This is a genomic window from Citrobacter sp. CK180 (genome assembly GCF_030333655.1).
Lineage (GTDB): Bacteria > Pseudomonadota > Gammaproteobacteria > Enterobacterales > Enterobacteriaceae > Citrobacter_B > Citrobacter_B koseri.
Window position 1 is genome coordinate 315,148 of record NZ_JAOWFM010000054.1, and the last position, 20,985, is coordinate 336,132.

The 20,985-nt window shown below is 55.0% G+C and carries 20 protein-coding genes and 7 tRNA genes; 24 read left to right on the plus strand and 3 right to left on the minus strand.

All coding sequences use genetic code 11. The features are described from left to right. The first annotated feature begins 60 nt into the window (after window positions 1-60). The 7 genes from OGV50_RS18235 (at window position 61) to OGV50_RS18265 (ending at window position 731) form a co-directional block, all read left to right on the plus strand. A tRNA-Met gene (locus OGV50_RS18235) sits at window positions 61-137 on the plus strand. 8 nt (window positions 138-145) lie between these two features. After that, window positions 146-230 (plus strand) — tRNA-Leu (locus OGV50_RS18240). Window positions 231-253: 23 nt separating this feature from the next. After that, window positions 254-328: transfer RNA gene (locus OGV50_RS18245), tRNA-Gln, on the plus strand. Window positions 329-364: 36 nt separating this feature from the next. Next, a tRNA-Gln gene (locus OGV50_RS18250) sits at window positions 365-439 on the plus strand. 16 nt (window positions 440-455) lie between these two features. Further along, window positions 456-532: transfer RNA gene (locus tag OGV50_RS18255), tRNA-Met, on the plus strand. A 6-nt stretch (window positions 533-538) separates the two neighbouring features. Beyond that, window positions 539-613, plus strand: a tRNA-Gln gene (locus tag OGV50_RS18260). Window positions 614-656: 43 nt separating this feature from the next. Further along, window positions 657-731: transfer RNA gene (locus OGV50_RS18265), tRNA-Gln, on the plus strand. 99 nt (window positions 732-830) lie between these two features. On the opposite strand, the gene ubiF is transcribed toward OGV50_RS18265, so the two are convergent. After that, window positions 831-2,006, minus strand: coding sequence for a 3-demethoxyubiquinol 3-hydroxylase (gene ubiF, locus OGV50_RS18270; RefSeq protein WP_286488692.1), 1,176 nt, complete (start codon window positions 2,004-2,006; stop codon window positions 831-833). A 145-nt stretch (window positions 2,007-2,151) separates the two neighbouring features. On the opposite strand from ubiF, the gene miaB reads away from it, so the two are divergent. From miaB to rihA, 10 genes are all read left to right on the plus strand, one after another. Then, a complete protein-coding gene (miaB, locus tag OGV50_RS18275; protein WP_275055167.1) occupies window positions 2,152-3,576 on the plus strand; it encodes a tRNA (N6-isopentenyl adenosine(37)-C2)-methylthiotransferase MiaB in 1,425 nt (474 codons plus the stop codon). Window positions 3,577-3,819: 243 nt separating this feature from the next. Then, complete coding sequence (locus OGV50_RS18280; RefSeq protein ID WP_012133334.1) at window positions 3,820-4,866, plus strand: PhoH family protein; 1,047 nt, start codon at window positions 3,820-3,822, stop codon at window positions 4,864-4,866. Then, entirely contained in the window at window positions 4,863-5,330 is a 468-nt protein-coding gene (ybeY, locus tag OGV50_RS18285; protein ID WP_286488694.1) for an rRNA maturation RNase YbeY, read from the plus strand. The genes OGV50_RS18280 and ybeY overlap by 4 nt, the downstream gene beginning before the upstream one ends. 84 nt (window positions 5,331-5,414) lie before the next feature. Continuing rightward, window positions 5,415-6,293, plus strand: a complete 879-nt coding sequence (gene corC / locus OGV50_RS18290; protein ID WP_024130542.1) for a CNNM family magnesium/cobalt transport protein CorC — start codon at window positions 5,415-5,417, stop codon at window positions 6,291-6,293. Between the two features lie 24 nt (window positions 6,294-6,317). Then, window positions 6,318-7,856, plus strand: a complete 1,539-nt coding sequence (gene lnt, locus OGV50_RS18295) for an apolipoprotein N-acyltransferase (protein WP_110494537.1) — start codon at window positions 6,318-6,320, stop codon at window positions 7,854-7,856. Between the two features lie 360 nt (window positions 7,857-8,216). Next, window positions 8,217-9,125, plus strand: coding sequence for an amino acid ABC transporter substrate-binding protein (locus OGV50_RS18300; RefSeq protein ID WP_047458175.1), 909 nt, complete (start codon window positions 8,217-8,219; stop codon window positions 9,123-9,125). Between the two features lie 162 nt (window positions 9,126-9,287). Next, window positions 9,288-10,028 (plus strand): glutamate/aspartate ABC transporter permease GltJ, encoded by a 741-nt coding sequence (gene gltJ / locus OGV50_RS18305; protein WP_110494538.1) that lies wholly within the window; start codon window positions 9,288-9,290, stop codon window positions 10,026-10,028. Next, window positions 10,028-10,702, plus strand: coding sequence for a glutamate/aspartate ABC transporter permease GltK (gene gltK, locus OGV50_RS18310; RefSeq protein ID WP_012133340.1), 675 nt, complete (start codon window positions 10,028-10,030; stop codon window positions 10,700-10,702). Before gltJ ends, gltK begins: the two co-directional genes overlap by 1 nt. After that, window positions 10,702-11,427, plus strand: a complete 726-nt coding sequence (gltL, locus tag OGV50_RS18315; protein ID WP_012133341.1) for a glutamate/aspartate ABC transporter ATP-binding protein GltL — start codon at window positions 10,702-10,704, stop codon at window positions 11,425-11,427. The genes gltK and gltL overlap by 1 nt, the downstream gene beginning before the upstream one ends. 116 nt (window positions 11,428-11,543) lie before the next feature. Beyond that, the gene (gene rihA, locus OGV50_RS18320; RefSeq protein ID WP_047458179.1) at window positions 11,544-12,482 is read left to right on the plus strand and encodes a pyrimidine-specific ribonucleoside hydrolase RihA; all 939 of its coding nucleotides are present in this window, start codon (window positions 11,544-11,546) and stop codon (window positions 12,480-12,482) included. 93 nt (window positions 12,483-12,575) lie between these two features. On the opposite strand, the gene OGV50_RS18325 is transcribed toward rihA, so the two are convergent. Next, window positions 12,576-13,058: a zinc ribbon-containing protein gene (locus OGV50_RS18325; protein ID WP_012133343.1), complete on the minus strand. Its 483-nt coding sequence runs from the start codon at window positions 13,056-13,058 to the stop codon at window positions 12,576-12,578. Between the two features lie 235 nt (window positions 13,059-13,293). Here OGV50_RS18325 and leuS point away from each other — a divergent pair, with 235 nt between their 5' ends. Genes leuS through nadD form a run of 4 tightly spaced genes read left to right on the plus strand, consistent with a single transcriptional unit; the run spans window position 13,294 to window position 18,158 of the window. Further along, entirely contained in the window at window positions 13,294-15,876 is a 2,583-nt protein-coding gene (gene leuS, locus OGV50_RS18330) for a leucine--tRNA ligase (protein WP_200092025.1), read from the plus strand. Between the two features lie 14 nt (window positions 15,877-15,890). Then, window positions 15,891-16,484: an LPS assembly lipoprotein LptE gene (lptE, locus tag OGV50_RS18335; RefSeq protein WP_024130546.1), complete on the plus strand. Its 594-nt coding sequence runs from the start codon at window positions 15,891-15,893 to the stop codon at window positions 16,482-16,484. Continuing rightward, window positions 16,484-17,515, plus strand: a complete 1,032-nt coding sequence (gene holA / locus OGV50_RS18340) for a DNA polymerase III subunit delta (RefSeq protein WP_012133346.1) — start codon at window positions 16,484-16,486, stop codon at window positions 17,513-17,515. The genes lptE and holA overlap by 1 nt, the downstream gene beginning before the upstream one ends. Before the next feature lies 1 nt (window position 17,516). Further along, window positions 17,517-18,158: a nicotinate-nucleotide adenylyltransferase gene (gene nadD, locus OGV50_RS18345; RefSeq protein ID WP_024130547.1), complete on the plus strand. Its 642-nt coding sequence runs from the start codon at window positions 17,517-17,519 to the stop codon at window positions 18,156-18,158. Here nadD and cobD read toward each other — a convergent pair. After that, entirely contained in the window at window positions 18,133-19,227 is a 1,095-nt protein-coding gene (gene cobD, locus OGV50_RS18350) for a threonine-phosphate decarboxylase CobD (RefSeq protein WP_286488695.1), read from the minus strand. The two genes, nadD and cobD, sit on opposite strands and share 26 nt — an antisense overlap. A gap of 94 nt (window positions 19,228-19,321) precedes the next feature. On the opposite strand from cobD, the gene OGV50_RS18355 reads away from it, so the two are divergent. The 3 genes from OGV50_RS18355 to rlmH all read left to right on the plus strand — a co-directional run bounded on the left by OGV50_RS18355 (window position 19,322) and on the right by rlmH (window position 20,980). After that, entirely contained in the window at window positions 19,322-19,933 is a 612-nt protein-coding gene (locus tag OGV50_RS18355) for an adenosylcobalamin/alpha-ribazole phosphatase (RefSeq protein ID WP_200075475.1), read from the plus strand. Between the two features lie 258 nt (window positions 19,934-20,191). Continuing rightward, window positions 20,192-20,509: a ribosome silencing factor gene (rsfS, locus tag OGV50_RS18360; protein ID WP_012133350.1), complete on the plus strand. Its 318-nt coding sequence runs from the start codon at window positions 20,192-20,194 to the stop codon at window positions 20,507-20,509. 3 nt (window positions 20,510-20,512) lie between these two features. Then, window positions 20,513-20,980, plus strand: a complete 468-nt coding sequence (gene rlmH, locus OGV50_RS18365) for a 23S rRNA (pseudouridine(1915)-N(3))-methyltransferase RlmH (protein WP_003022725.1) — start codon at window positions 20,513-20,515, stop codon at window positions 20,978-20,980. Window positions 20,981-20,985 lie beyond the last annotated feature (5 nt).

Below are 20,985 nucleotides of genomic sequence, written 5' to 3' on the forward strand. Positions count from 1 at the left end.
TTCAAGGCTCAATACGCATAATGCGCCCCGCAACGCCGATAAGGTAACGCGAAAAAAGATGGCTACGTAGCTCAGTTGGTTAGAGCACATCACTCATAATGATGGGGTCACAGGTTCGAATCCCGTCGTAGCCACCATCTTTTTTGCGGGAGTGGCGAAATTGGTAGACGCACCAGATTTAGGTTCTGGCGCCGCAAGGTGTGCGAGTTCAAGTCTCGCCTCCCGCACCATTCACCAGTACGCGTTGCACGGATGGGGTATCGCCAAGCGGTAAGGCACCGGTTTTTGATACCGGCATTCCCTGGTTCGAATCCAGGTACCCCAGCCATATTTCTTCGAGTTTGCGGATTGCCGCGACGGTCATTGGGGTATCGCCAAGCGGTAAGGCACCGGTTTTTGATACCGGCATTCCCTGGTTCGAATCCAGGTACCCCAGCCATCGAAGAAAACAATCTGGCTACGTAGCTCAGTTGGTTAGAGCACATCACTCATAATGATGGGGTCACAGGTTCGAATCCCGTCGTAGCCACCAAATTCTTGGGGTATCGCCAAGCGGTAAGGCACCGGATTCTGATTCCGGCATTCCGAGGTTCGAATCCTCGTACCCCAGCCAAATTTGAAAGACGTTCGGATGACGAACGCAAAAACCCAACCATTGGGGTATCGCCAAGCGGTAAGGCACCGGATTCTGATTCCGGCATTCCGAGGTTCGAATCCTCGTACCCCAGCCACATTAAAAAAGCTCGCTTCGGCGAGCTTTTTTAATGTGGCTGGCGCGCCGGGGGGCGGAGTAGGCCTGATAAGCGCAACGCTATCAGGCACAGAACATCCTACAACCCTAACGCATATTTCAGGGCCTGACGTTTCAACACGCCTGCGCGCTCTGCCGCCATCAACCCAATATTACGCATAATGCGCAGCGGCTGAAGATTATTGCTGAAACCGGCATAGAACAGATCCATCCCGCTTTGCATAATGAAGTTATCCGCCATGCGGCGCGTCTGATAGCGTTTCAGCACCTGGTGACTGGCCCAGACTTCGCCATGACTGCGGGCGCTGATCAACACATCCAGCAGCGCATCCACATCACGATACCCCAGGTTTACCCCCTGCCCGGCTAATGGATGAATGGTATGCGCCGCATCCCCCACCAGCGCCAGACCAGGCTGTACGTATTGCAACGCATGGCGGCGCGTCAGCGGAAAAGCGCCTGCCGCAACCGGTGTGACCGCCCCCAGACGCGACGGAAAATGTTGCATAATTTCCGCCTGCAACTGCGGCATACTCAGGTTTTGCAACTGGCGAATACGCGCCGGTGAGTCATACCACACCAGCGATGCCCAGTTGTCGAACAACGGTAAAAAGGCCCGTGGGCCGTCTGGCGTAAATTGCTGCCAGGTGCTGTCACCGGGATCGTTCTCACACTGTACGGTAATCAGCATGCAGGACTGAGCATACTGCCAGGCATGAATGCCAATCCCCGCCAGCTGTCGTATCTGCGAGTTCGCACCGTCAGCGCCGATCACCAGTTTTGCGATAAGACGCTCGCCATCCGCCAGCTCCAGCTCATGTCGATCATTGTGGCGATGCAACGCAATCAGTGAAGCAGGCGCGCGCAGCGTCACTTTCGGGTGCGCGTCCAGCGCCTGCCACAGCGCCTGTTGCAGCACGATATTCTCAACCATATAGCCAAGCAGCGGTAACTTAAGCTCAGCGGCGTCAAACACCACATGGGCGTTTTCCCACTCCCAGGTCTCCAGACGACGGTACGGATGGCTGCGCATCCCCTGCACCGCATCCCAGACGCCCAGGCCTTTAAGCAGCGACACCGACGCCGCGCTGATCGCTGAAATACGCACATCAGGCTGGCTGTCGGCCACAAACGGCGCAGGCTCAGCATGTTCAATCACCGTGACGGTAAATCCATGCTGCGCCAGTCCCAGCGCCAGCGCGCCACCGACCATCCCCCCGCCAACAATGGCAATTTCCGTTGGTTGATTTGTCATGGTCACTCATCCTGTTACGTTGATAAGACAAGTTTACAGGATTTTTTACCTCTAAGGGCTGATAAGCGTCATACTGGTCACAACCGCGCCAAAGCATTACACTATGCGCCCTGCAATTCAGCCACTATTTCGCAAGAGCAAGTCGATGACCAAAAAACTCCATATTAAAACCTGGGGCTGTCAGATGAACGAGTACGATTCATCGAAGATGGCCGATCTGCTGGATGCTACCCACGGGTATCAACTGACCGAGGTCGCGGAAGAAGCGGATGTGCTGCTGCTGAATACCTGCTCAATCCGCGAGAAAGCTCAGGAAAAAGTCTTCCATCAATTAGGCCGCTGGAAACTCTTAAAAGAGAAGAACCCGGATCTGATTATCGGCGTCGGCGGTTGCGTGGCCTCCCAGGAAGGCGACCATATCCGTCAGCGTGCGCACTATGTCGATATTATTTTTGGCCCGCAAACGCTGCACCGCTTACCGGAAATGATCAACTCCGTTCGTGGCGACCGCAGCCCGGTGGTGGACATCAGCTTCCCGGAAATCGAGAAGTTCGACCGCCTGCCGGAACCGCGTGCGGAAGGCCCGACCGCGTTTGTCTCCATCATGGAAGGGTGTAATAAATACTGCACGTACTGTGTAGTGCCGTATACCCGTGGTGAAGAGGTCAGCCGTCCGTCTGACGACATCCTGTTTGAGATCGCCCAGCTTGCTGCTCAGGGCGTGCGTGAAGTCAACCTGCTCGGTCAGAACGTTAACGCCTGGCGCGGTGAAAACTACGACGGCACCACCGGCTCCTTTGCCGACCTGCTGCGTCTGGTTGCCGCCATTGACGGGATCGATCGCATCCGCTTCACCACCAGCCACCCGATCGAGTTCACCGACGACATCATCGAAGTTTACCGTGATACGCCGGAACTGGTGAGCTTCCTGCACCTGCCGGTACAGAGCGGCGCGGATCGCGTACTGAATCTGATGGGGCGTACCCACACGGCGCTGGAGTACAAAGCGATCATCCGTAAACTGCGCGCGGCGCGCCCGGATATTCAAATCAGCTCGGACTTCATCGTTGGTTTCCCGGGCGAAACGACTCAGGACTTCGAACAGACCATGAAGCTGATTGCCGACGTCAATTTCGACATGAGCTACAGCTTTATCTTCTCGGCGCGTCCGGGTACACCGGCGGCCGATATGGTTGACGATGTGCCGGAAGAAGAGAAAAAGCAGCGTCTGTATATTCTACAGGAGCGTATTAACCAGCAGGCGATGGCCTGGAGCCGTCGGATGCTCGGCACCGTCCAGCGTATTCTGGTGGAAGGCACCTCGCGTAAGAGCATTATGGAACTGTCAGGCCGTACCGAAAATAACCGCGTGGTGAACTTTGAAGGCGCCCCGGAGATGATCGGTAAGTTTGTGGATGTGGAAATCACCGATGTCTACACCAACTCTCTGCGCGGCAAGGTTGTACGCACCGAAGATGAGATGGGGCTGCGCGTGGCTGAAACGCCGGAGTCAGTCATTGCCCGTACCCGTAAAGAAAACGAGATTGGCGTCGGTTTTTACCAGCCTTAATCCTGCTGAAAAGCGAAAAAATGCCCGATGGCGCTGCACTTATCGGGCCTACGGCACAATATGGTTCGTAGGCCGGATAAGGCACCTGTGCCGCCATCCGGCAAATAACAGGCAGACCTTGTAATTCCCCCCTACGCCCCCATCTTCATTGCAATGCTTGCGCCTTTATCCTGTGGCGTGAATAATTTCCTTATCTGCCGGTGAATTTTCATTTTCCGGCGACTCAGGCATAAGAGGAACAGTTTGAACATAGACACTCGCGAAATTACCCTTGAGCCCGCAGACAACGCCCGTCTGTTGAGCCTTTGCGGCCCGTTTGACGACAACATCAAACAACTGGAACGCCGTCTCGGCATCGAGATCAACCGTCGTGACAATCACTTTAAGCTGACCGGTCGCCCGATTTGCGTCACCGCCGCGGTAGATATCCTGCGCAGCCTGTACGTCGATACCGCCCCGATGCGCGGTCAGATTCAGGACATCGAGCCGGAACAAATCCACCTTGCGATTAAAGAAGCGCGCGTGCTGGAACAAAGCGCGGAGAGCGTTCCTGACTATGGCAAGGCGATAAATATTAAAACCAAGCGTGGCGTGATTAAGCCGCGCACGCCGAATCAGGCGCAGTACATCGCCAACATTCTCGATCACGACATTACTTTCGGCGTTGGCCCTGCCGGTACGGGGAAAACCTACCTCGCCGTTGCCGCCGCCGTGGACGCTCTTGAGCGTCAGGAAATTCGTCGTATTCTGCTGACCCGTCCGGCAGTGGAAGCCGGGGAAAAACTGGGCTTTCTGCCAGGCGACCTGAGCCAGAAGGTCGACCCGTATCTTCGCCCGCTGTACGACGCGCTGTTTGAGATGCTCGGCTTCGAGAAAGTAGAAAAGCTGATTGAGCGCAACGTCATTGAAGTCGCGCCGCTGGCCTATATGCGCGGTCGTACGCTGAACGACGCCTTTATTATTCTCGATGAGAGCCAGAACACCACCATCGAACAGATGAAGATGTTCCTGACGCGTATCGGCTTTAATTCGAAAGCGGTTATTACCGGTGACGTCACGCAGATTGACCTGCCGCGCAACACGAAGTCTGGCCTGCGCCATGCGATAGAAGTGCTGGCGGAAGTCGAAGAGATCAGCTTTAACTTCTTCCACAGCGAAGACGTGGTGCGCCATCCGGTGGTTGCCCGTATCGTTAACGCCTATGAAGCCTGGGAAGAAGCGGAACAAAAACGCAAGGCAGCGCTGGCGGCAGAACGTAAGCGTGAAGCGCAGGAGCAGGAACAAAAATGAGTCAGGTGATCCTCGATTTACAACTGGCATGTGAAGACCATTCCGGCCTGCCGGAAGAGAGCCAGTTTCAGACGTGGCTGAATGCGGTGATCCCACAGTTTCAGGAAGAATCAGAAGTGACGATTCGCCTGGTGGATGAAGCCGAAAGCCACGATCTTAACCTGACCTACCGCGGGAAAGATAAGCCAACCAACGTGCTCTCTTTCCCGTTTGAAGCGCCGCCAGGTATGGAGATACCGCTGCTGGGCGATCTGATCATCTGCCGCCAGGTGGTGGAGCAAGAAGCGAAAGAACAAGATAAGCCGCTGGAGGCCCACTGGGCGCATATGGTCGTGCACGGCAGCTTGCATTTGCTGGGCTACGACCATATCGAAGATGATGAAGCGGAAGAGATGGAAGCCCTCGAAACAGAGATTATGCTTGCTCTGGGCTATGAGGACCCGTACATTTCCGAGAAAGACTAAGTACGATGAACAAACATGCCGTCAGCCGTTAAGTATATGCATGACGAGCGACCTATTAACCAACATGAGAACCCATACGACGCCATGAGCGACGACAATTCACACAGTAGTGACACGTTAAACAGCAAAAAGGGATTTTTTTCCCTGTTACTGAGCCAACTTTTCCACGGTGAACCCAAAAACCGTGACGAACTGCTGGCGCTGATCCGTGATTCCGGGCAGAACGACCTTATCGATGAAGATACGCGCGATATGCTCGAAGGGGTGATGGACATTGCGGACCAGCGCGTTCGCGACATCATGATCCCCCGCTCCCAGATGATTACCCTGAAACGCAACCAGACGCTGGATGAGTGCCTTGATGTCATCATTGAGTCAGCACACTCGCGTTTCCCGGTCATCAGCGAAGACAAAGATCACATTGAAGGGATTCTGATGGCGAAGGATCTGCTGCCGTTTATGCGCAGCGATGCCGAAGCCTTCAGCATGGAAAAAGTGTTACGCCAGGCCGTTGTTGTCCCGGAGAGTAAGCGCGTTGACCGCATGCTCAAAGAGTTCCGCTCCCAGCGTTACCATATGGCGATCGTTATCGACGAGTTTGGCGGGGTGTCGGGTCTGGTGACCATTGAAGACATTCTCGAACTGATCGTGGGTGAAATTGAAGACGAGTATGATGAAGAAGACGATATCGACTTCCGTCAGCTCAGTCGCCACACCTGGACCATTCGCGCTCTCGCACCGATTGAAGACTTCAACGAAGCCTTCGGCACCAGCTTCAGCGATGAAGAGGTCGATACCATTGGCGGTCTGGTGATGCAGGCGTTCGGTCATCTGCCTGCGCGCGGTGAGACCATTGACATTGATGGTTACCAGTTCAAAGTCGCTATGGCCGACAGCCGTCGTATTATTCAGGTTCATGTCAGAATACCGGATGACTCGCCCCAGCCTAAACTGGACGAATAAAACCAAAAGTGGACTAAAGACTAAATGGCATTTGCCTCACTGATTGAACGCCAGCGCATTCGCCTGCTGCTGGCGTTATTATTCGGCGCCTGCGGAACGCTGGCTTTTTCTCCGTATGACGTCTGGCCCGCCGCGCTTATCTCGCTTATGGGCCTACAGGCGTTAACCTTACACCGCCGCCCGCTCCAGTCGGCTGCTATCGGCTACTTCTGGGGGCTGGGACTCTTTGGCTCCGGCATCAACTGGGTCTACGTTAGTATCGCGCAGTTCGGCGGTATGCCCGGCCCGATAAACGTCTTTCTTGTGGTGCTGCTTGCCGCATACCTTTCCCTCTACACGGGCCTGTTTGCCGGTATTCTGTCGCGTCTGTGGCCGAAAACCACCTGGCTGCGCGTGGCGATCGCCGCCCCCGTAGTCTGGCAAATCACCGAGTTTCTGCGTGGCTGGGTACTGACCGGCTTCCCATGGCTACAGTTCGGCTATAGCCAGATTGACGGCCCGCTAAAAGGATTGGCGCCGGTGATGGGCGTTGAGGCCATCAACTTCCTGCTGATGATGGTCAGCGGCCTGCTGGTGCTGGCGGCAGTCACCCGTAACTGGCGTCCTCTGGTCGCCGCGCTGGTGTTATTTGCCCTGCCCTTCCCGCTGCGTTACATCCAGTGGTATACGCTGGAGCCAGAAAAAACAACGCAGGTCTCGCTGGTTCAGGGCGACATTCCCCAATCGCTGAAGTGGGATGAGAGTCAGCTTATCAATACGCTGAAAATCTATCTCGACGCCACCCAGCCGGAAATGGGTAAATCGCAACTGATTATCTGGCCGGAGTCCGCCATTCCCGATCTGGAGATTAATCAGCAGCGTTTTCTCGGCATGATGGACGATCTGCTGAAATCCAAAAACAGCACGTTGATTACCGGCATCGTCGATGCGCGTCTGAACAAGCAGAACCGCTACGACACCTACAACACGATTATCACGCTGGGTAAAGACAGCCCGTACAGCTACGATTCCAGCAATCGCTACAACAAAAACCACCTGGTGCCGTTTGGCGAGTTCGTGCCGCTGGAGTCGATTCTGCGCCCGTTAGCGCCGTTCTTTGACCTGCCGATGTCCTCATTCAGCCGTGGGCCGTACATACAGCCACAGCTGCATGCACATGGCTTTAAACTGACGGCGGCGATTTGCTACGAAATCATTCTGGGTGAACAGGTTCGGGACAATTTCCGCCCGGACACTGACTATCTGCTGACCATCTCTAACGACGCCTGGTTCGGAAAATCTATCGGCCCGTGGCAGCACTTCCAGATGGCGAGAATGCGTTCTCTGGAGCTGGCGCGCCCGCTGTTGCGCAGCACCAACAACGGCATTACGGCAGTCATTGGCCCGCAAGGTGAAATTCAGGCGATGATCCCGCAGTTTACCCGCGACGTGTTGACCACCCACGTTACGCCAACCCGTGGTTTAACGCCTTATGCCCGTACCGGCAACTGGCCGTTATGGTTGCTCACCGCGCTGATGGGCTTTGGCGCCGTGGTGATGAGCCTGCGTCAGCGTCGTAAATAATCTCCCTTATTACCGGGTAAGACGCGATGCGTCTTACCCGGCCTGGCTATATCCCTCCATTCTGGCACGCCTATTGCTTTGTTAAACAAGGTAAACCTTGTTTTGGCTATATGTGCAACCTGGTCGCACCAATATCGATCATCGGTAGCACCCAAACAGTGCAATGAAAGATTTTTGCCTCTAAACGGTGCGGCGCACTTCGCAAAAATAAACAATAAAGCAGCAAAATCTTTACATTCAGCCAAACTAAATGTTAACAAACACGCATAACACTGCACGCTCAAGTTGCAGACGATAACAACACAAACACTCACAATGGGTATCAATGCGTCGATGGCGCAGACGATAAAGGAGTTGGATATGCAATTACGTAAGCTAGCCACAGCAATGCTGGTCATGGGAATGTCTGCCGGTCTGGCACACGCGGAAGACGCCGCGCCGGCGGCGGGCAGTACGCTGGATAAAATCGCGAAGAATGGCATTATCGTCGTCGGCCACCGCGAGTCCTCCGTGCCGTTCTCTTACTACGACAACCAGCAAAAAGTGGTCGGTTATTCACAGGACTACTCCAACGCCATCGTTGAAGCCGTGAAGAAAAAGCTTAACAAACCTGACCTGCAGGTGAAGTTGATCCCAATTACCTCCCAGAACCGTATTCCGCTGTTGCAGAACGGAACCTTCGACTTTGAATGTGGCTCCACCACCAACAACGTCGAACGCCAGAAACAGGCCGCGTTCTCTGACACCATTTTCATCGTCGGTACGCGTCTGCTGGCGAAAAAAGACGGCGATATTAAAGACTTCCCGGACCTGAAAGGGAAAGCGGTCGTGGTCACCTCCGGTACCACCTCTGAAATTCTGCTGCACAAGCTGAATGAAGAACAAAAAATGAATATGCGCATTATCAGCGCGAAAGACCACGGCGACTCCTTCCGTACGCTGGAAAGCGGTCGCGCCGTCGCCTTTATGATGGATGATGCCCTGCTGGCGGGTGAACGCGCGAAAGCCAAAAAACCAGACAACTGGGAGATCGTCGGTAAGCCGCAATCTCAGGAAGCCTACGGCTGTATGCTGCGTAAAAACGATCCTGAGTTTAAAACGCTGGTAGATGACACGATTGCCCAGGTGCAGACCTCAGGCGAAGCGGAAAAATGGTTTGATAAGTGGTTTAAAAACCCAATCCCGCCGAAAAACCTGAACATGAATTTCGAACTGTCCGACGAGATGAAGGCGCTGTTCAAAGAACCGAATGACAAAGCACTTAACTAACTAAAATAAATGGGGCGGGATCTCCTTGCCCTCTCGATTGTCATTCAGCACGGACAGACTATAAGCCTGATGGTCGTTCCCCATCAGGCCTGAAAACCGCAAAACGCTGGATAACAATCTTCGAGGGTAGCGCTGCTACCCTTTTTTTTCTGGAGTAGATTTATGTCAATAGACTGGAACTGGGGGATTTTTTTACAACAAGCCCCGTTCGGCAACACCACGTATCTCGGCTGGCTCTGGAGCGGCTTCCAGGTCACCGTCGCGTTATCCATCACCGCCTGGATTATTGCTTTCCTCGTCGGCTCGTTATTCGGCATTTTACGTACTGTACCTAACCGCTTCCTCTCGGGAATAGGGACGCTTTACGTGGAACTGTTTCGTAACGTCCCGCTGATTGTTCAGTTCTTTACCTGGTATCTGGTCGTGCCTGAGCTGTTGCCGGAAAATATCGGCATGTGGTTTAAGGCGGAACTGGACCCGAACATTCAATTTTTCCTCTCATCAATGATCTGTCTGGGGCTGTTTACCGCTGCGCGCGTCTGCGAGCAGGTACGCGCCGCGATTCAGTCGCTGCCTCGCGGGCAGAAAAACGCTGCGCTGGCGATGGGGCTGACGCTGCCTCAGGCTTATCGCTATGTTCTGCTACCGAACGCCTATCGGGTGATTGTCCCGCCGATGACCTCGGAAATGATGAACCTGGTGAAAAACTCCGCCATCGCATCGACCATTGGTCTGGTGGATATGGCGGCGCAGGCGGGCAAGCTGCTGGATTACTCCGCCCACGCCTGGGAGTCGTTCACCGCAATTACGCTGGCCTACGTGCTGATTAATGCCGTCATTATGCTGGTGATGAATCTGGTGGAACGTAAAGTCCGCCTGCCTGGCAATATGGGAGGCAAATAATGTACGAGTTTGACTGGAGTTCGATCGTTCCTTCCATGCCGTATCTGCTGGCCGGGCTGGTGATCACCCTGAAAATTACCGTCACCGCCGTGGTGATCGGGATTCTCTGGGGCACTATTCTGGCGGTAATGCGTCTCTCAAGTTTCGCCCCTGTCGCCTGGTTTGCTAAAGCTTACGTCAACGTTTTCCGCTCCATCCCGCTGGTGATGGTGCTGCTATGGTTCTACCTGATTGTGCCGGGGCTGTTGCAGGACGTACTGGGTATTTCGCCCAAAACGGATATTCGCCTGATTTCAGCGATGGTCGCGTTTTCCATGTTTGAAGCGGCGTATTACTCGGAGATTATCCGTGCGGGTATTCAGAGCATTTCACGCGGGCAGTCCAGCGCTGCGCTGGCGCTGGGGATGACCCACTGGCAGTCGATGAAGCTCATCATCCTGCCGCAGGCGTTCCGTGCGATGGTGCCGCTGCTGCTTACCCAGGGTATCGTACTGTTCCAGGATACCTCCCTGGTTTACGTGTTAAGCCTCGCGGATTTCTTCCGCACCGCCACCACCATTGGCGAGCGTGATGGTACGCAGGTCGAAATGATCCTGTTTGCCGGTGCCGTCTACTTTGTTATCAGCCTGAGCGCGTCGTTGTTGGTCAGCTATTTGAAGAAAAGGACAGTTTAATGATTACCCTGAAAAATGTTTCTAAATGGTATGGTCACTTTCAGGTGCTGACCGACTGCTCCACGGAAGTGAAAAAAGGTGAAGTGGTGGTGGTCTGCGGCCCGTCGGGTTCCGGTAAATCGACCCTGATCAAAACGGTGAACGGACTGGAACCGGTGCAACAGGGTGAAATCACCGTTGACGGCACCAAAGTGAATGACAAAAAAACGGATCTGGCGAAGCTCCGCTCGCGGGTCGGAATGGTGTTCCAGCATTTTGAACTGTTCCCGCATCTGTCGATCATTGAAAACCTGACGCTGGCGCAGGTGAAAGTGCTCAAACGCGGCAAAGCGCCCGCCCGTGAAAAAGCGCAGAAGTTGCTTGAGCGCGTAGGACTTTCGGCCCATGCCAATAAGTTCCCGGCGCAGCTTTCCGGCGGGCAGCAACAGCGTGTGGCAATCGCGCGCGCGCTGTGCATGGACCCTATCGCTATGCTGTTTGATGAACCGACATCCGCACTCGATCCTGAAATGATCAACGAAGTGCTGGACGTTATGGTCGAGCTGGCAAACGAAGGGATGACCATGATGGTCGTCACCCACGAAATGGGCTTTGCCCGTAAGGTGGCCAATCGGGTGATCTTTATGGACGAGGGGAAAATTGTCGAAGACTCACCGAAAGAGGAGTTCTTCGCCAACCCGAAATCGGACCGTGCCAAAGACTTCCTGGCGAAAATCCTGCATTAATCCTTTCGGCGCGCACGACAGAGTGCGCGCCATATCACGCTTTATCTCTTCATATCTCGAATCGCACTCATCCCGGCGTTACCCTTGTCACAAAGTACCACTTACAAGGAGCAACAATGGCACTTCCAGTCCTTTTTGATTGCGATCCAGGTCATGACGACGCCATCGCAATTGTTCTCGCCCTCGCATCGCCTGAACTGGATGTGAAAGCGATCACCTCTTCCGCCGGTAACCAGACGCCTGACAAAACGCTGCGTAACGTATTGCGTATGCTGACGCTACTGGGGCGTACCGATATTCCTGTCGCGGGCGGCGCGATAAAACCGCTGATGCGCGATCTGATCATCGCCGATAACGTACACGGCGAAAGCGGACTGGACGGCCCGGCGCTACCGGAGCCGTCATTTGCGCCGCAGACCTGCACCGCCGTTGAGCTGATGGCGAAAACCCTGCGCGAAAGCCCGGAACCGGTAACCATCGTCGCCACCGGGCCGCAAACCAACGTCGCCTTGCTGCTGAACAGCCATCCAGAATTGCACCGTAAAATCGCCCGTATTGTGATCATGGGCGGCGCGATGGGATTAGGTAACTGGACGCCAGCGGCAGAATTCAATATTTACGTCGACCCCGAAGCGGCAGAGATTGTCTTCCAGTCAGGGATTCCCGTGGTGATGGCCGGGCTGGACGTAACGCACAAGGCGCAGATTCACGCTGAAGATACCGAGCGTTTCCGGGCGATAGGCAATCCTGTTTCCACGATCGTGGCGGAGCTGCTGGATTTCTTCCTCGAATATCACAAAGACGAAAAGTGGGGCTTTACCGGCGCGCCGTTGCATGACCCTTGCACCATCGCCTGGCTGCTAAAACCCGAGCTTTTCACCACCGTTGAACGTTGGGTCGGCGTGGAGACTCAGGGGAAATACACCCAGGGAATGACGGTCGTGGATTATTACTTCCTGACGGGGAATAAACCGAATGCGACGGTCATGGTCGATATCGACCGGCAGGGCTTTGTGGATTTACTGGCGGAGAGGCTGGCGTTCTACGCATCATAACCAGCCGGATGGCGCTAACGCTTATCCGGCCTACATCAGCGTACAATTTGTAGGCCGGACAAGACGCTTCGCGTCACCATCCGGCACTGCCGATTACGGCTCAAACGGTCTGCGCTGGAACTGGTCGTGGCCGCATTTCGGGCACAGCGGCAGTACATCCGGCGTATACACCGCTAAATGGTAATGACACTTCTCGCACACAAGGTTGCCCAAGCCGACCACCTCGCCGCTGTGGTAGACCCCGTGGTGATTGAGATCCTGGAACACTTCGCGCCACTCCAGTTGCGTTTTGTCGGTGATGTCCGCCAGCTCCTGCCAGAGGCTCTCTTTAATCACCCGCATAAAGACGCTGTCGCTCTCCTCTTCCTGGCTCTCCTCGTAGCTCATGGCGAACTCTTCCAGGTCGCGTCTGACGGCGCGCGTCAGTTCGTCCACCTCGATTCGCGTTAACTCCCCTGCTTTCATTACGCTCTGACGCGCCTGTTCCACCAGCGCGTCAATATCGCGTTCGCCATTACGCAGGCGTTCGCTTAATGACGTCACCAGTTCACGGTAATATTGAGCAACCTTGTTCATCGCTTCGCCTCCTGGGTCGTTAACTGTCTATAATAATAGACGTTATTTACGCCGCGCTTTGCAAGACCGCCCACAGAGTGTGTAAATTCATGCAAGGATTAGCATGGCGGGAATTCAATGCAGAATGCGCGAAAGGCTGTTTTGGCGCGGGCGTTTGGGCTATGCTATGCGGATCTGAAACACCACATCTAACGCTACGTTTGTAGCCGTAATGAAAACAGGACCACTGGCTGCCATGCAAGAGCAATACCGCCCGGAAGAGATAGAATCAAAAGTCCAGCAACACTGGGACGAGAAGCGCACCTTTGAAGTAACCGAAGACGAGAGCAAAGAGAAGTATTACTGCCTGTCGATGCTTCCCTATCCTTCTGGTCGACTACACATGGGCCATGTGCGTAACTACACCATCGGTGATGTGATTGCCCGCTACCAGCGCATGCTGGGTAAAAACGTTCTACAGCCCATCGGCTGGGATGCTTTCGGCCTGCCTGCTGAAGGCGCGGCGGTGAAAAACAACACGGCACCGGCGCCGTGGACCTATGACAACATCGCCTACATGAAAAACCAGCTCAAAATGCTGGGCTTCGGCTATGACTGGAGCCGCGAGCTGGCGACCTGCACCCCGGAATACTACCGCTGGGAGCAGAAATTCTTCACCGAGCTGTATAAAAAAGGCCTGGTGTACAAAAAGACCTCTGCGGTGAACTGGTGCCCGAACGACCAGACCGTACTGGCGAACGAGCAGGTTATCGACGGCTGCTGCTGGCGCTGCGACACCAAAGTTGAGCGTAAAGAGATCCCGCAGTGGTTCATTAAGATCACCGCCTACGCTGACGAACTGCTGAACGATCTGGATAAACTGGATCACTGGCCAGACACCGTTAAAACCATGCAGCGCAACTGGATCGGCCGTTCTGAAGGCGTCGAGATCACCTTTGACGTGAACGGCTACGACAATACGCTGACGGTGTACACCACGCGTCCAGACACATTCATGGGCGCCACTTACCTGGCGGTTGCCGCAGGTCACCCGCTGGCGCAGAAAGCGGCTGCCAACAACCCGGAACTGGCTGCCTTTATCGACGAATGCCGCAACACCAAAGTGGCGGAAGCCGATATGGCGACGATGGAGAAAAAAGGCGTCGACACCGGTTTTAAAGCCATTCACCCGCTGACCGGCGAAGCGATCCCGGTATGGGCCGCCAACTTCGTGCTGATGGAATACGGTACCGGGGCGGTCATGGCCGTTCCGGGCCACGATCAGCGCGACTACGAATTTGCCACCAAATATGGCCTGACCATCAAGCCGGTTATCCTGGCGGCTGACGGCTCTGAACCGGATCTGTCCGAGCAGGCGCTGACCGAGAAAGGCGTACTGTTTAACTCCGGCGAGTTTAGCGGTCTGGGCTTTGAAGACGCCTTCAACGCGATTGCCGATAAACTGGCGGCAAAAGGCGTCGGCGAGCGTAAAGTCAACTACCGTCTGCGCGACTGGGGCGTTTCCCGTCAGCGTTACTGGGGCGCGCCGATTCCGATGGTGACTCTGGAAGACGGCACCGTTCTGCCGACCCCGGAAGATCAACTGCCGGTCATCCTGCCGGAAGACGTCGTCATGGACGGCATCACCAGCCCGATCAAAGCCGATCCTGAGTGGGCGAAAACCACCGTTAACGGTCAGCCTGCGTTGCGTGAAACCGACACTTTTGACACCTTTATGGAGTCCTCCTGGTACTACGCGCGCTACACCTGCCCGCAGTACAACGAAGGGATGCTGGACCCGGAAGCAGCAAATTACTGGCTGCCGGTCGATATCTACATCGGCGGTATTGAACACGCGATCATGCACCTGCTCTACTTCCGCTTCTTCCACAAGCTGATGCGCGACGCAGGCATGGTGAACTCTGACGAACCGGCGAAACAGCTGCTGTGCCAGGGTATGGTGCTGGCAGACGCGTTCTACTATGTAGGCGAAAACGGCGAGCGTAACTGGGTTTCCCCGGTTGATGCCATCGTTGATCGCGACGAGAAAGGCCGCATCGTTAAGGCGAAAGACGCGGCGGGCCATGAGCTGGTGTACACCGGCATGAGCAAGATGTCCAAGTCCAAAAACAACGGCATCGACCCGCAGGTAATGGTTGAGCGTTACGGCGCGGACACCGTGCGTCTGTTCATGATGTTTGCTTCTCCGGCCGATATGACGCTGGAATGGCAGGAATCTGGCGTGGAAGGGGCAAACCGCTTCCTGAAACGCGTCTGGAAACTGGTCTATGAACACACCGCGAAAGGCGAGGTTGCGGCACTGAACGTTGATGCGCTGAGCGAAGATCAGAAAGCGCTGCGTCGCGACGTCCACAAAACCATCGCGAAAGTGACCGATGATATCGGCCGCCGTCAGACCTTCAACACCGCGATTGCCGCAATTATGGAGCTGATGAACAAACTGGCGAAAGCGCCGCAGGAAGGCGAGCAGGATCGCGCCCTGATGCAGGAAGCGCTGCTAGCTGTCGTGCGTATGCTCAACCCGTTCACCCCACATGCTTGCTTCACGCTGTGGGAAGCGCTGAAAGGCGAAGGCGATATCGATAACGCGCCGTGGCCGGTCGCTGACGACAAAGCAATGGTAGAAGACTCTACGTTGGTTGTGGTTCAGGTGAACGGTAAAGTCCGTGGCAAAATCACCGTACCGGTGAACGCCACTGAAGAACAGGTTCGTGAACGTGCAGGCCAGGAACATTTGGTCGCAAAATATCTTGATGGCGTTACCGTGCGTAAAGTGATTTACGTTCCGGGTAAACTCCTCAATTTGGTCGTTGGCTAAGCGCGGGAGGAAGCGTGCGACATCTGACAACATTGTTGTTATCCCTGGCGGTGCTGGTCACCGCCGGGTGCGGCTGGCATCTGCGTAGCACTACGCAGGTGCCCAGCACGATGAAAACTATGATTCTTGATACAAGCGATCCGAATGGACCATTAAGCCGGGCGGTACGTAACCAACTGCGTCTTAACAATATTGAATTGCTTGAAAAAGATACAACGCGCCAGGATGTTCCGTCACTGCGCCTTGGCCGGACCAGTATCTCTAAAGATACCGCCTCCGTGTTCCAGGATGGCCGTACGGCGGAATACCAGATGGTCATGAGCGTCAGTGCAAGCGTTCTGATCCCGGGTCATGATATTTATCCGATCAGCACGAAAGTGTACCGTTCATTCTTTGATAACCCGCAAACCGCGCTGGCGAAGGATAATGAACAGGATATGATCATCAAAGAGATGTATGACAAAGCGGCCGAACAGTTGATTCGCAAGCTGCCGAGTATCCATGTCGCTGATGCTCAGTCATCCCAGGAAAACGCGGACGCCGCTGAAAACACCACGGCGACGCCAGCATCTTCCCCGGCACGCGTGTCCACCACGCTGGGTAACTGATGATCCGGTTGTACCCTGAACAACTCCGCGCACAGCTCAATGAAGGGCTGCGCGCGGCGTATTTGCTCCTGGGCAACGACCCTCTCTTGTTGCAGGAAAGCCAGGACGCTATTCGTCTGACGGCCGCTGCGCAAGGGTTCGAAGAACACCACGCCTTTACGATCGACACCAGCACCGACTGGGGAACTCTGTTCTCGCAGTGTCAGGCAATGAGCCTGTTTGCCAGCCGTCAAACGCTGCTGTTGTTGCTACCGGAAAATGGCCCGAATGCGGCGATCAATGAACAGCTCGCAACGCTCAGCGGTTTGCTGCATGACGACCTGCTGCTGATCGTGCGCGGAAACAAGCTCACCAAAGCCCAGGAAAACGCCGCCTGGTATACCTCGCTGGCGGGCACTGGCGTGCAGGTAAGCTGTCAGACGCCGGAGCAGGCGCAGCTACCGCGCTGGGTTGCCGCCAGAGCAAAGCAGAATAATTTGCAGCTGGATGACGCCGCGAATCAGCTGCTGTGTTATTGCTACGAAGGCAACCTGCTGGCGCTGGCGCAGGCGCTGGAGCGGCTTTCACTCCTCTGGCCTGACGGTAAGCTCACGCTTCCACGCGTAGAGCAGGCCGTCAACGACGCGGCGCACTTCACGCCATACCATTGGGTGGATGCGTTATTGATGGGCAAAAGCAAACGCGCCCTGCATATTTTGCAGCAACTGCGCCTTGAAGGCAGTGAACCCGTGATCCTACTGCGCACCCTGCAACGCGAATTACTGATGCTGGTTAACCTTAAACGGCAATCCGCCCATACGCCTCTGCGCACGCTGTTTGATAAACATCGGGTATGGCAAAACCGTCGCGGCATGATTGGCGATGCGTTGAATCGGCTCCAGCAAACCCAGCTTCGCCAGGCAGTGCAACTGTTGACGCGGACGGAAATTACGCTAAAACAAGATTATGGACAGTCAGTGTGGGCTGAGCTGGAGGGGCTTTCTCTCCTTCTCTGCCACAAAGCGCTGGCAGATGTTTTTATTGATGGTTGATATGAAATCGTTACAGGCTCTGTTCGGCGGCACCTTTGATCCCGTGCATTATGGTCATCTCAAGCCCGTGGAAACGCTGGCCAATCTGATTGGCCTGTCGCGGGTGATTATCATGCCCAATAACGTACCGCCCCATCGTCCACAGCCTGAAGCGTCCAGCGCACAGCGTAAATATATGCTTGAGCTGGCTATCGCCGACAAGCCGCTGTTTATCCTGGATGAGCGCGAACTCAAACGCGATACCGCCTCTTACACCGCGCAAACGCTGAAAGAGTGGCGTGAAGAACAAGGCCCGGACGCGCCGCTGGCGTTTATCATCGGCCAGGACTCCTTACTGACGTTCCCGACCTGGCATGACTATGAAACCATTCTTGACAATACTCACCTGATCGTTTGCCGACGCCCCGGCTACCCGCTTGAGATGGTGAAAGAGCAGCATCAGCAGTGGCTGGAGCGCCATTTAACCCATACGCCGGACGATCTGCACGCGCTCCCGGCGGGTAAAATTTATCTGGCTGAAACGCCCTGGTTCAATATCTCCGCCACCCTTATCCGCGAGCGGCTGGAGAAAGGCGAACCGTGCGACGATCTCATGCCGGAATCCGTCCTGAACTACATCAACCAGCAAGGGTTGTATCGGTAAATACTTCCGCCAGCGCCGTCAGCAGACGGCGGTTCTCTTCCTGACTGCGAATCGCCACCCGGTAATAACGCGCGTCAAGCCCCGGATAGTTAGCACAGCTGCGGATCAGAATGTGCTTCTCCAGCAAGGCGCGTTGCAAATCCAGACCTTCCCGCTCACAGCGTAATAAAAGATAATTCGCCCGACCGGGATAAACTGTTAGCCCAGGAAACGCATGTAACCGCTGACGGAAGCGTTGCCCCTCCTCCGCCAGCCACTGCCAGGTCGCCTGGTGATAGGCGGCATCCTGCAAGATAACCTCTCCGGCCAGCGCCGCAAACGCGTTGATTGACCAGGGCATCTGTTGCGCTCTCATTTGCGCGACCGCCTGCTCGTCGCTGTTCACCAGATAGCCCAGCCGCAGCCCCGGAATGGCGTAAAATTTGGTGAGTGAACGCAGCACCCAGATATGCGGGTTGCCCTGCAACAGCGGAATAAAGCCCTCTTCACCCGGAATAAAATCGATAAACGCCTCATCCAGGATCAGCGCGATCCCCTGCGTCTTACAGCGTTCCGCAATAGCCAGTAACAGTTCGCGGGCAGGCAGGAGTCCGGTTGGATTATTTGGCGTACAGAGAAACAGGCAATCCAGATCCGGGGTCAGCGCATTCAGAATAGCATCCGTGAGTTGCCAGCCATCGGCTTCGCGAAGCGCAAATTCATGTATCTCACACGCGCCCCACTGTAGCGCACGGCAATACTCGGCAAAGCCCGGCGTGACGATCATGGCATGACGCGGCTTCAGCCCGTGAACCAGCGTGAAGATGGATTCCGTCTCGCCATTTCCGGCCAGGAGCCATGACGCGGGGATCTGATGGTGCTGCGCCAGCGCCTGGTGCAAATGCTGATAATCCACATCAGGATACCGCTCCGCGCAGGTAAGATTGTCGATAAGCGCGCGTTTTAAGCGCCCTGGCATACCCAGAGGATTAATATTTGCGCTAAAATCCAGCAACTGTTCAGGCGAGATGCCCAACAATGCGGCGGCTTCCCGGGTGTTACCGCCATGCGCACTCTTCAGTAAAGGCATCTTGCCTCCGATAAAAAGTCTATTTTAGTGAAAAAGCGCTGCGCAATCAGGGTGAATATCATATTTTGCGCGAATACGTATCACGAGGAAAAACATGCGACTCTGGTTAGTTCGTCATGGGGAAACCGAAGCCAATGTAGCCGGATTATACAGCGGCCACGCCCCCACTCCGCTGACAGAAAAAGGGATATCCCAGGCGCAAACGCTGAATAATCTGCTGCGCAATGTCCCCTTTGACAACGTATTCTGTAGCGAACTGGAACGCGCCCGCCACACGGCGCGGCTGGTGCTTCACGACCGCGACGTACCGCAGCGCCTGTTCCCGGAGCTTAACGAGATGTTTTTTGGCGACTGGGAGATGCGTCATCACCGCGATCTGAGCCGCGAAGACGCGGCAAGTTACGCGGCCTGGTGCACCGACTGGCAGAACGCCGTCCCGACCAATGGGGAAGGCTTCCAGGCGTTCTCACAACGCGTAGAGCGCTTTATTGCACAACTTGCTGATTATAAAGATAATAAAAACCTGCTGGTCGTGAGCCACCAGGGGGTTCTGAGTCTCATGATCGCGCGATTATTGTCCATGCCCGCCGCCTCATTATGGCATTTCAGGGTTGAGCAAGGATGCTGGAGCGCCATTGATTTTTGTGAAGATTTCGCCACGCTGAAGGTGTTAAACAGTCGGGCTGTCTGGCATCACGGCGAGTGATATTTCTGTTTTTTCTCCTCGGGGGCGTTTCGGCCATTGACACCCCCTGACAGGCTGCTATCCTCCGCGCCAGACTTCTCCCGCCCTTCAGAGCTTTGCAGAAATTGTTTTACAAAAATGGCGATGCAATCTGTTGTGCGGGATGGGATGATAACCCACTTTTAAACGCCCGTTGATGACATTAGTCCCGACATCGCCTCGGGTTCAGGTATACTGACAGGCTTATTTATATTCATCCGTAATACCCAGGGGGAAAACTTGCAGGGTAAAGCACTCCAGGATTTTGTAATCGACAAAATTGATGACCTGAAAGGTCAGGACATCATCACCTTAGATGTTCAGGGTAAATCCAGTATCACCGACTGCATGATTATCTGCACCGGTACATCCAGCCGTCACGTTATGTCTATTGCTGACCACGTTGTACAGGAATCTCGCGCGGCGGGCATGTTGCCGCTTGGCGTTGAAGGTGAAAGCGTAGCCGACTGGATTGTCGTTGACCTGGGTGATGTGATTGTCCATGTCATGCAGGAAGAGAGCCGTCGCCTGTATGAACTGGAAAAACTCTGGAGTTAATGCGTGAAGCTTCAACTTGTCGCTGTCGGTACGAAAATGCCCGACTGGGTACAAACCGGTTTTACGGAGTATCTCCGGCGTTTTCCTAAAGACATGCCGTTTGAGCTGATCGAAATTCCAGCGGGCAAACGCGGCAAGAACGCGGATATTAAACGTATTCTCGATAAAGAGGGTGAGCAGATGCTGGCGGCCGCAGGCAAAAACCGTATCGTCACCCTTGATATCCCAGGGAAACCCTGGGACACGCCACAGCTGGCGACTGAGCTGGAGCGCTGGAAGCTGGATGGTCGCGACGTCAGTCTCCTGATTGGCGGCCCTGAGGGGTTGTCTCCGGCCTGTAAAGCGGCGGCGGAACAAAGCTGGTCACTTTCTGCGTTAACCCTCCCCCACCCGCTGGTTCGGGTGCTGGTGGCAGAGAGTCTGTACCGGGCGTGGAGCATTACCACCAACCACCCTTATCACCGTGAGTGATTATT

Bases quoted from the DNA above. Each gene is read 5' to 3' on its own strand.
- ubiF (WP_286488692.1), bottom strand. From the start codon at position 2,006: ATGACAAATCAACCAACGGAAATTGCCATTGTTGGCGGGGGGATGGTC.
- miaB (WP_275055167.1), top strand. From the start codon at position 2,152: ATGACCAAAAAACTCCATATTAAAACCTGGGGCTGTCAGATGAACGAG.
- ybeY (WP_286488694.1), top strand. From the start codon at position 4,863: ATGAGTCAGGTGATCCTCGATTTACAACTGGCATGTGAAGACCATTCC.
- corC (WP_024130542.1), top strand. From the start codon at position 5,415: ATGAGCGACGACAATTCACACAGTAGTGACACGTTAAACAGCAAAAAG.
- lnt (WP_110494537.1), top strand. From the start codon at position 6,318: ATGGCATTTGCCTCACTGATTGAACGCCAGCGCATTCGCCTGCTGCTG.
- OGV50_RS18300 (WP_047458175.1), top strand. From the start codon at position 8,217: ATGCAATTACGTAAGCTAGCCACAGCAATGCTGGTCATGGGAATGTCT.
- gltJ (WP_110494538.1), top strand. From the start codon at position 9,288: ATGTCAATAGACTGGAACTGGGGGATTTTTTTACAACAAGCCCCGTTC.
- gltK (WP_012133340.1), top strand. From the start codon at position 10,028: ATGTACGAGTTTGACTGGAGTTCGATCGTTCCTTCCATGCCGTATCTG.
- gltL (WP_012133341.1), top strand. From the start codon at position 10,702: ATGATTACCCTGAAAAATGTTTCTAAATGGTATGGTCACTTTCAGGTG.
- rihA (WP_047458179.1), top strand. From the start codon at position 11,544: ATGGCACTTCCAGTCCTTTTTGATTGCGATCCAGGTCATGACGACGCC.
- OGV50_RS18325 (WP_012133343.1), bottom strand. From the start codon at position 13,058: ATGAACAAGGTTGCTCAATATTACCGTGAACTGGTGACGTCATTAAGC.
- leuS (WP_200092025.1), top strand. From the start codon at position 13,294: ATGCAAGAGCAATACCGCCCGGAAGAGATAGAATCAAAAGTCCAGCAA.
- holA (WP_012133346.1), top strand. From the start codon at position 16,484: ATGATCCGGTTGTACCCTGAACAACTCCGCGCACAGCTCAATGAAGGG.
- nadD (WP_024130547.1), top strand. From the start codon at position 17,517: ATGAAATCGTTACAGGCTCTGTTCGGCGGCACCTTTGATCCCGTGCAT.
- cobD (WP_286488695.1), bottom strand. From the start codon at position 19,227: ATGCCTTTACTGAAGAGTGCGCATGGCGGTAACACCCGGGAAGCCGCC.
- OGV50_RS18355 (WP_200075475.1), top strand. From the start codon at position 19,322: ATGCGACTCTGGTTAGTTCGTCATGGGGAAACCGAAGCCAATGTAGCC.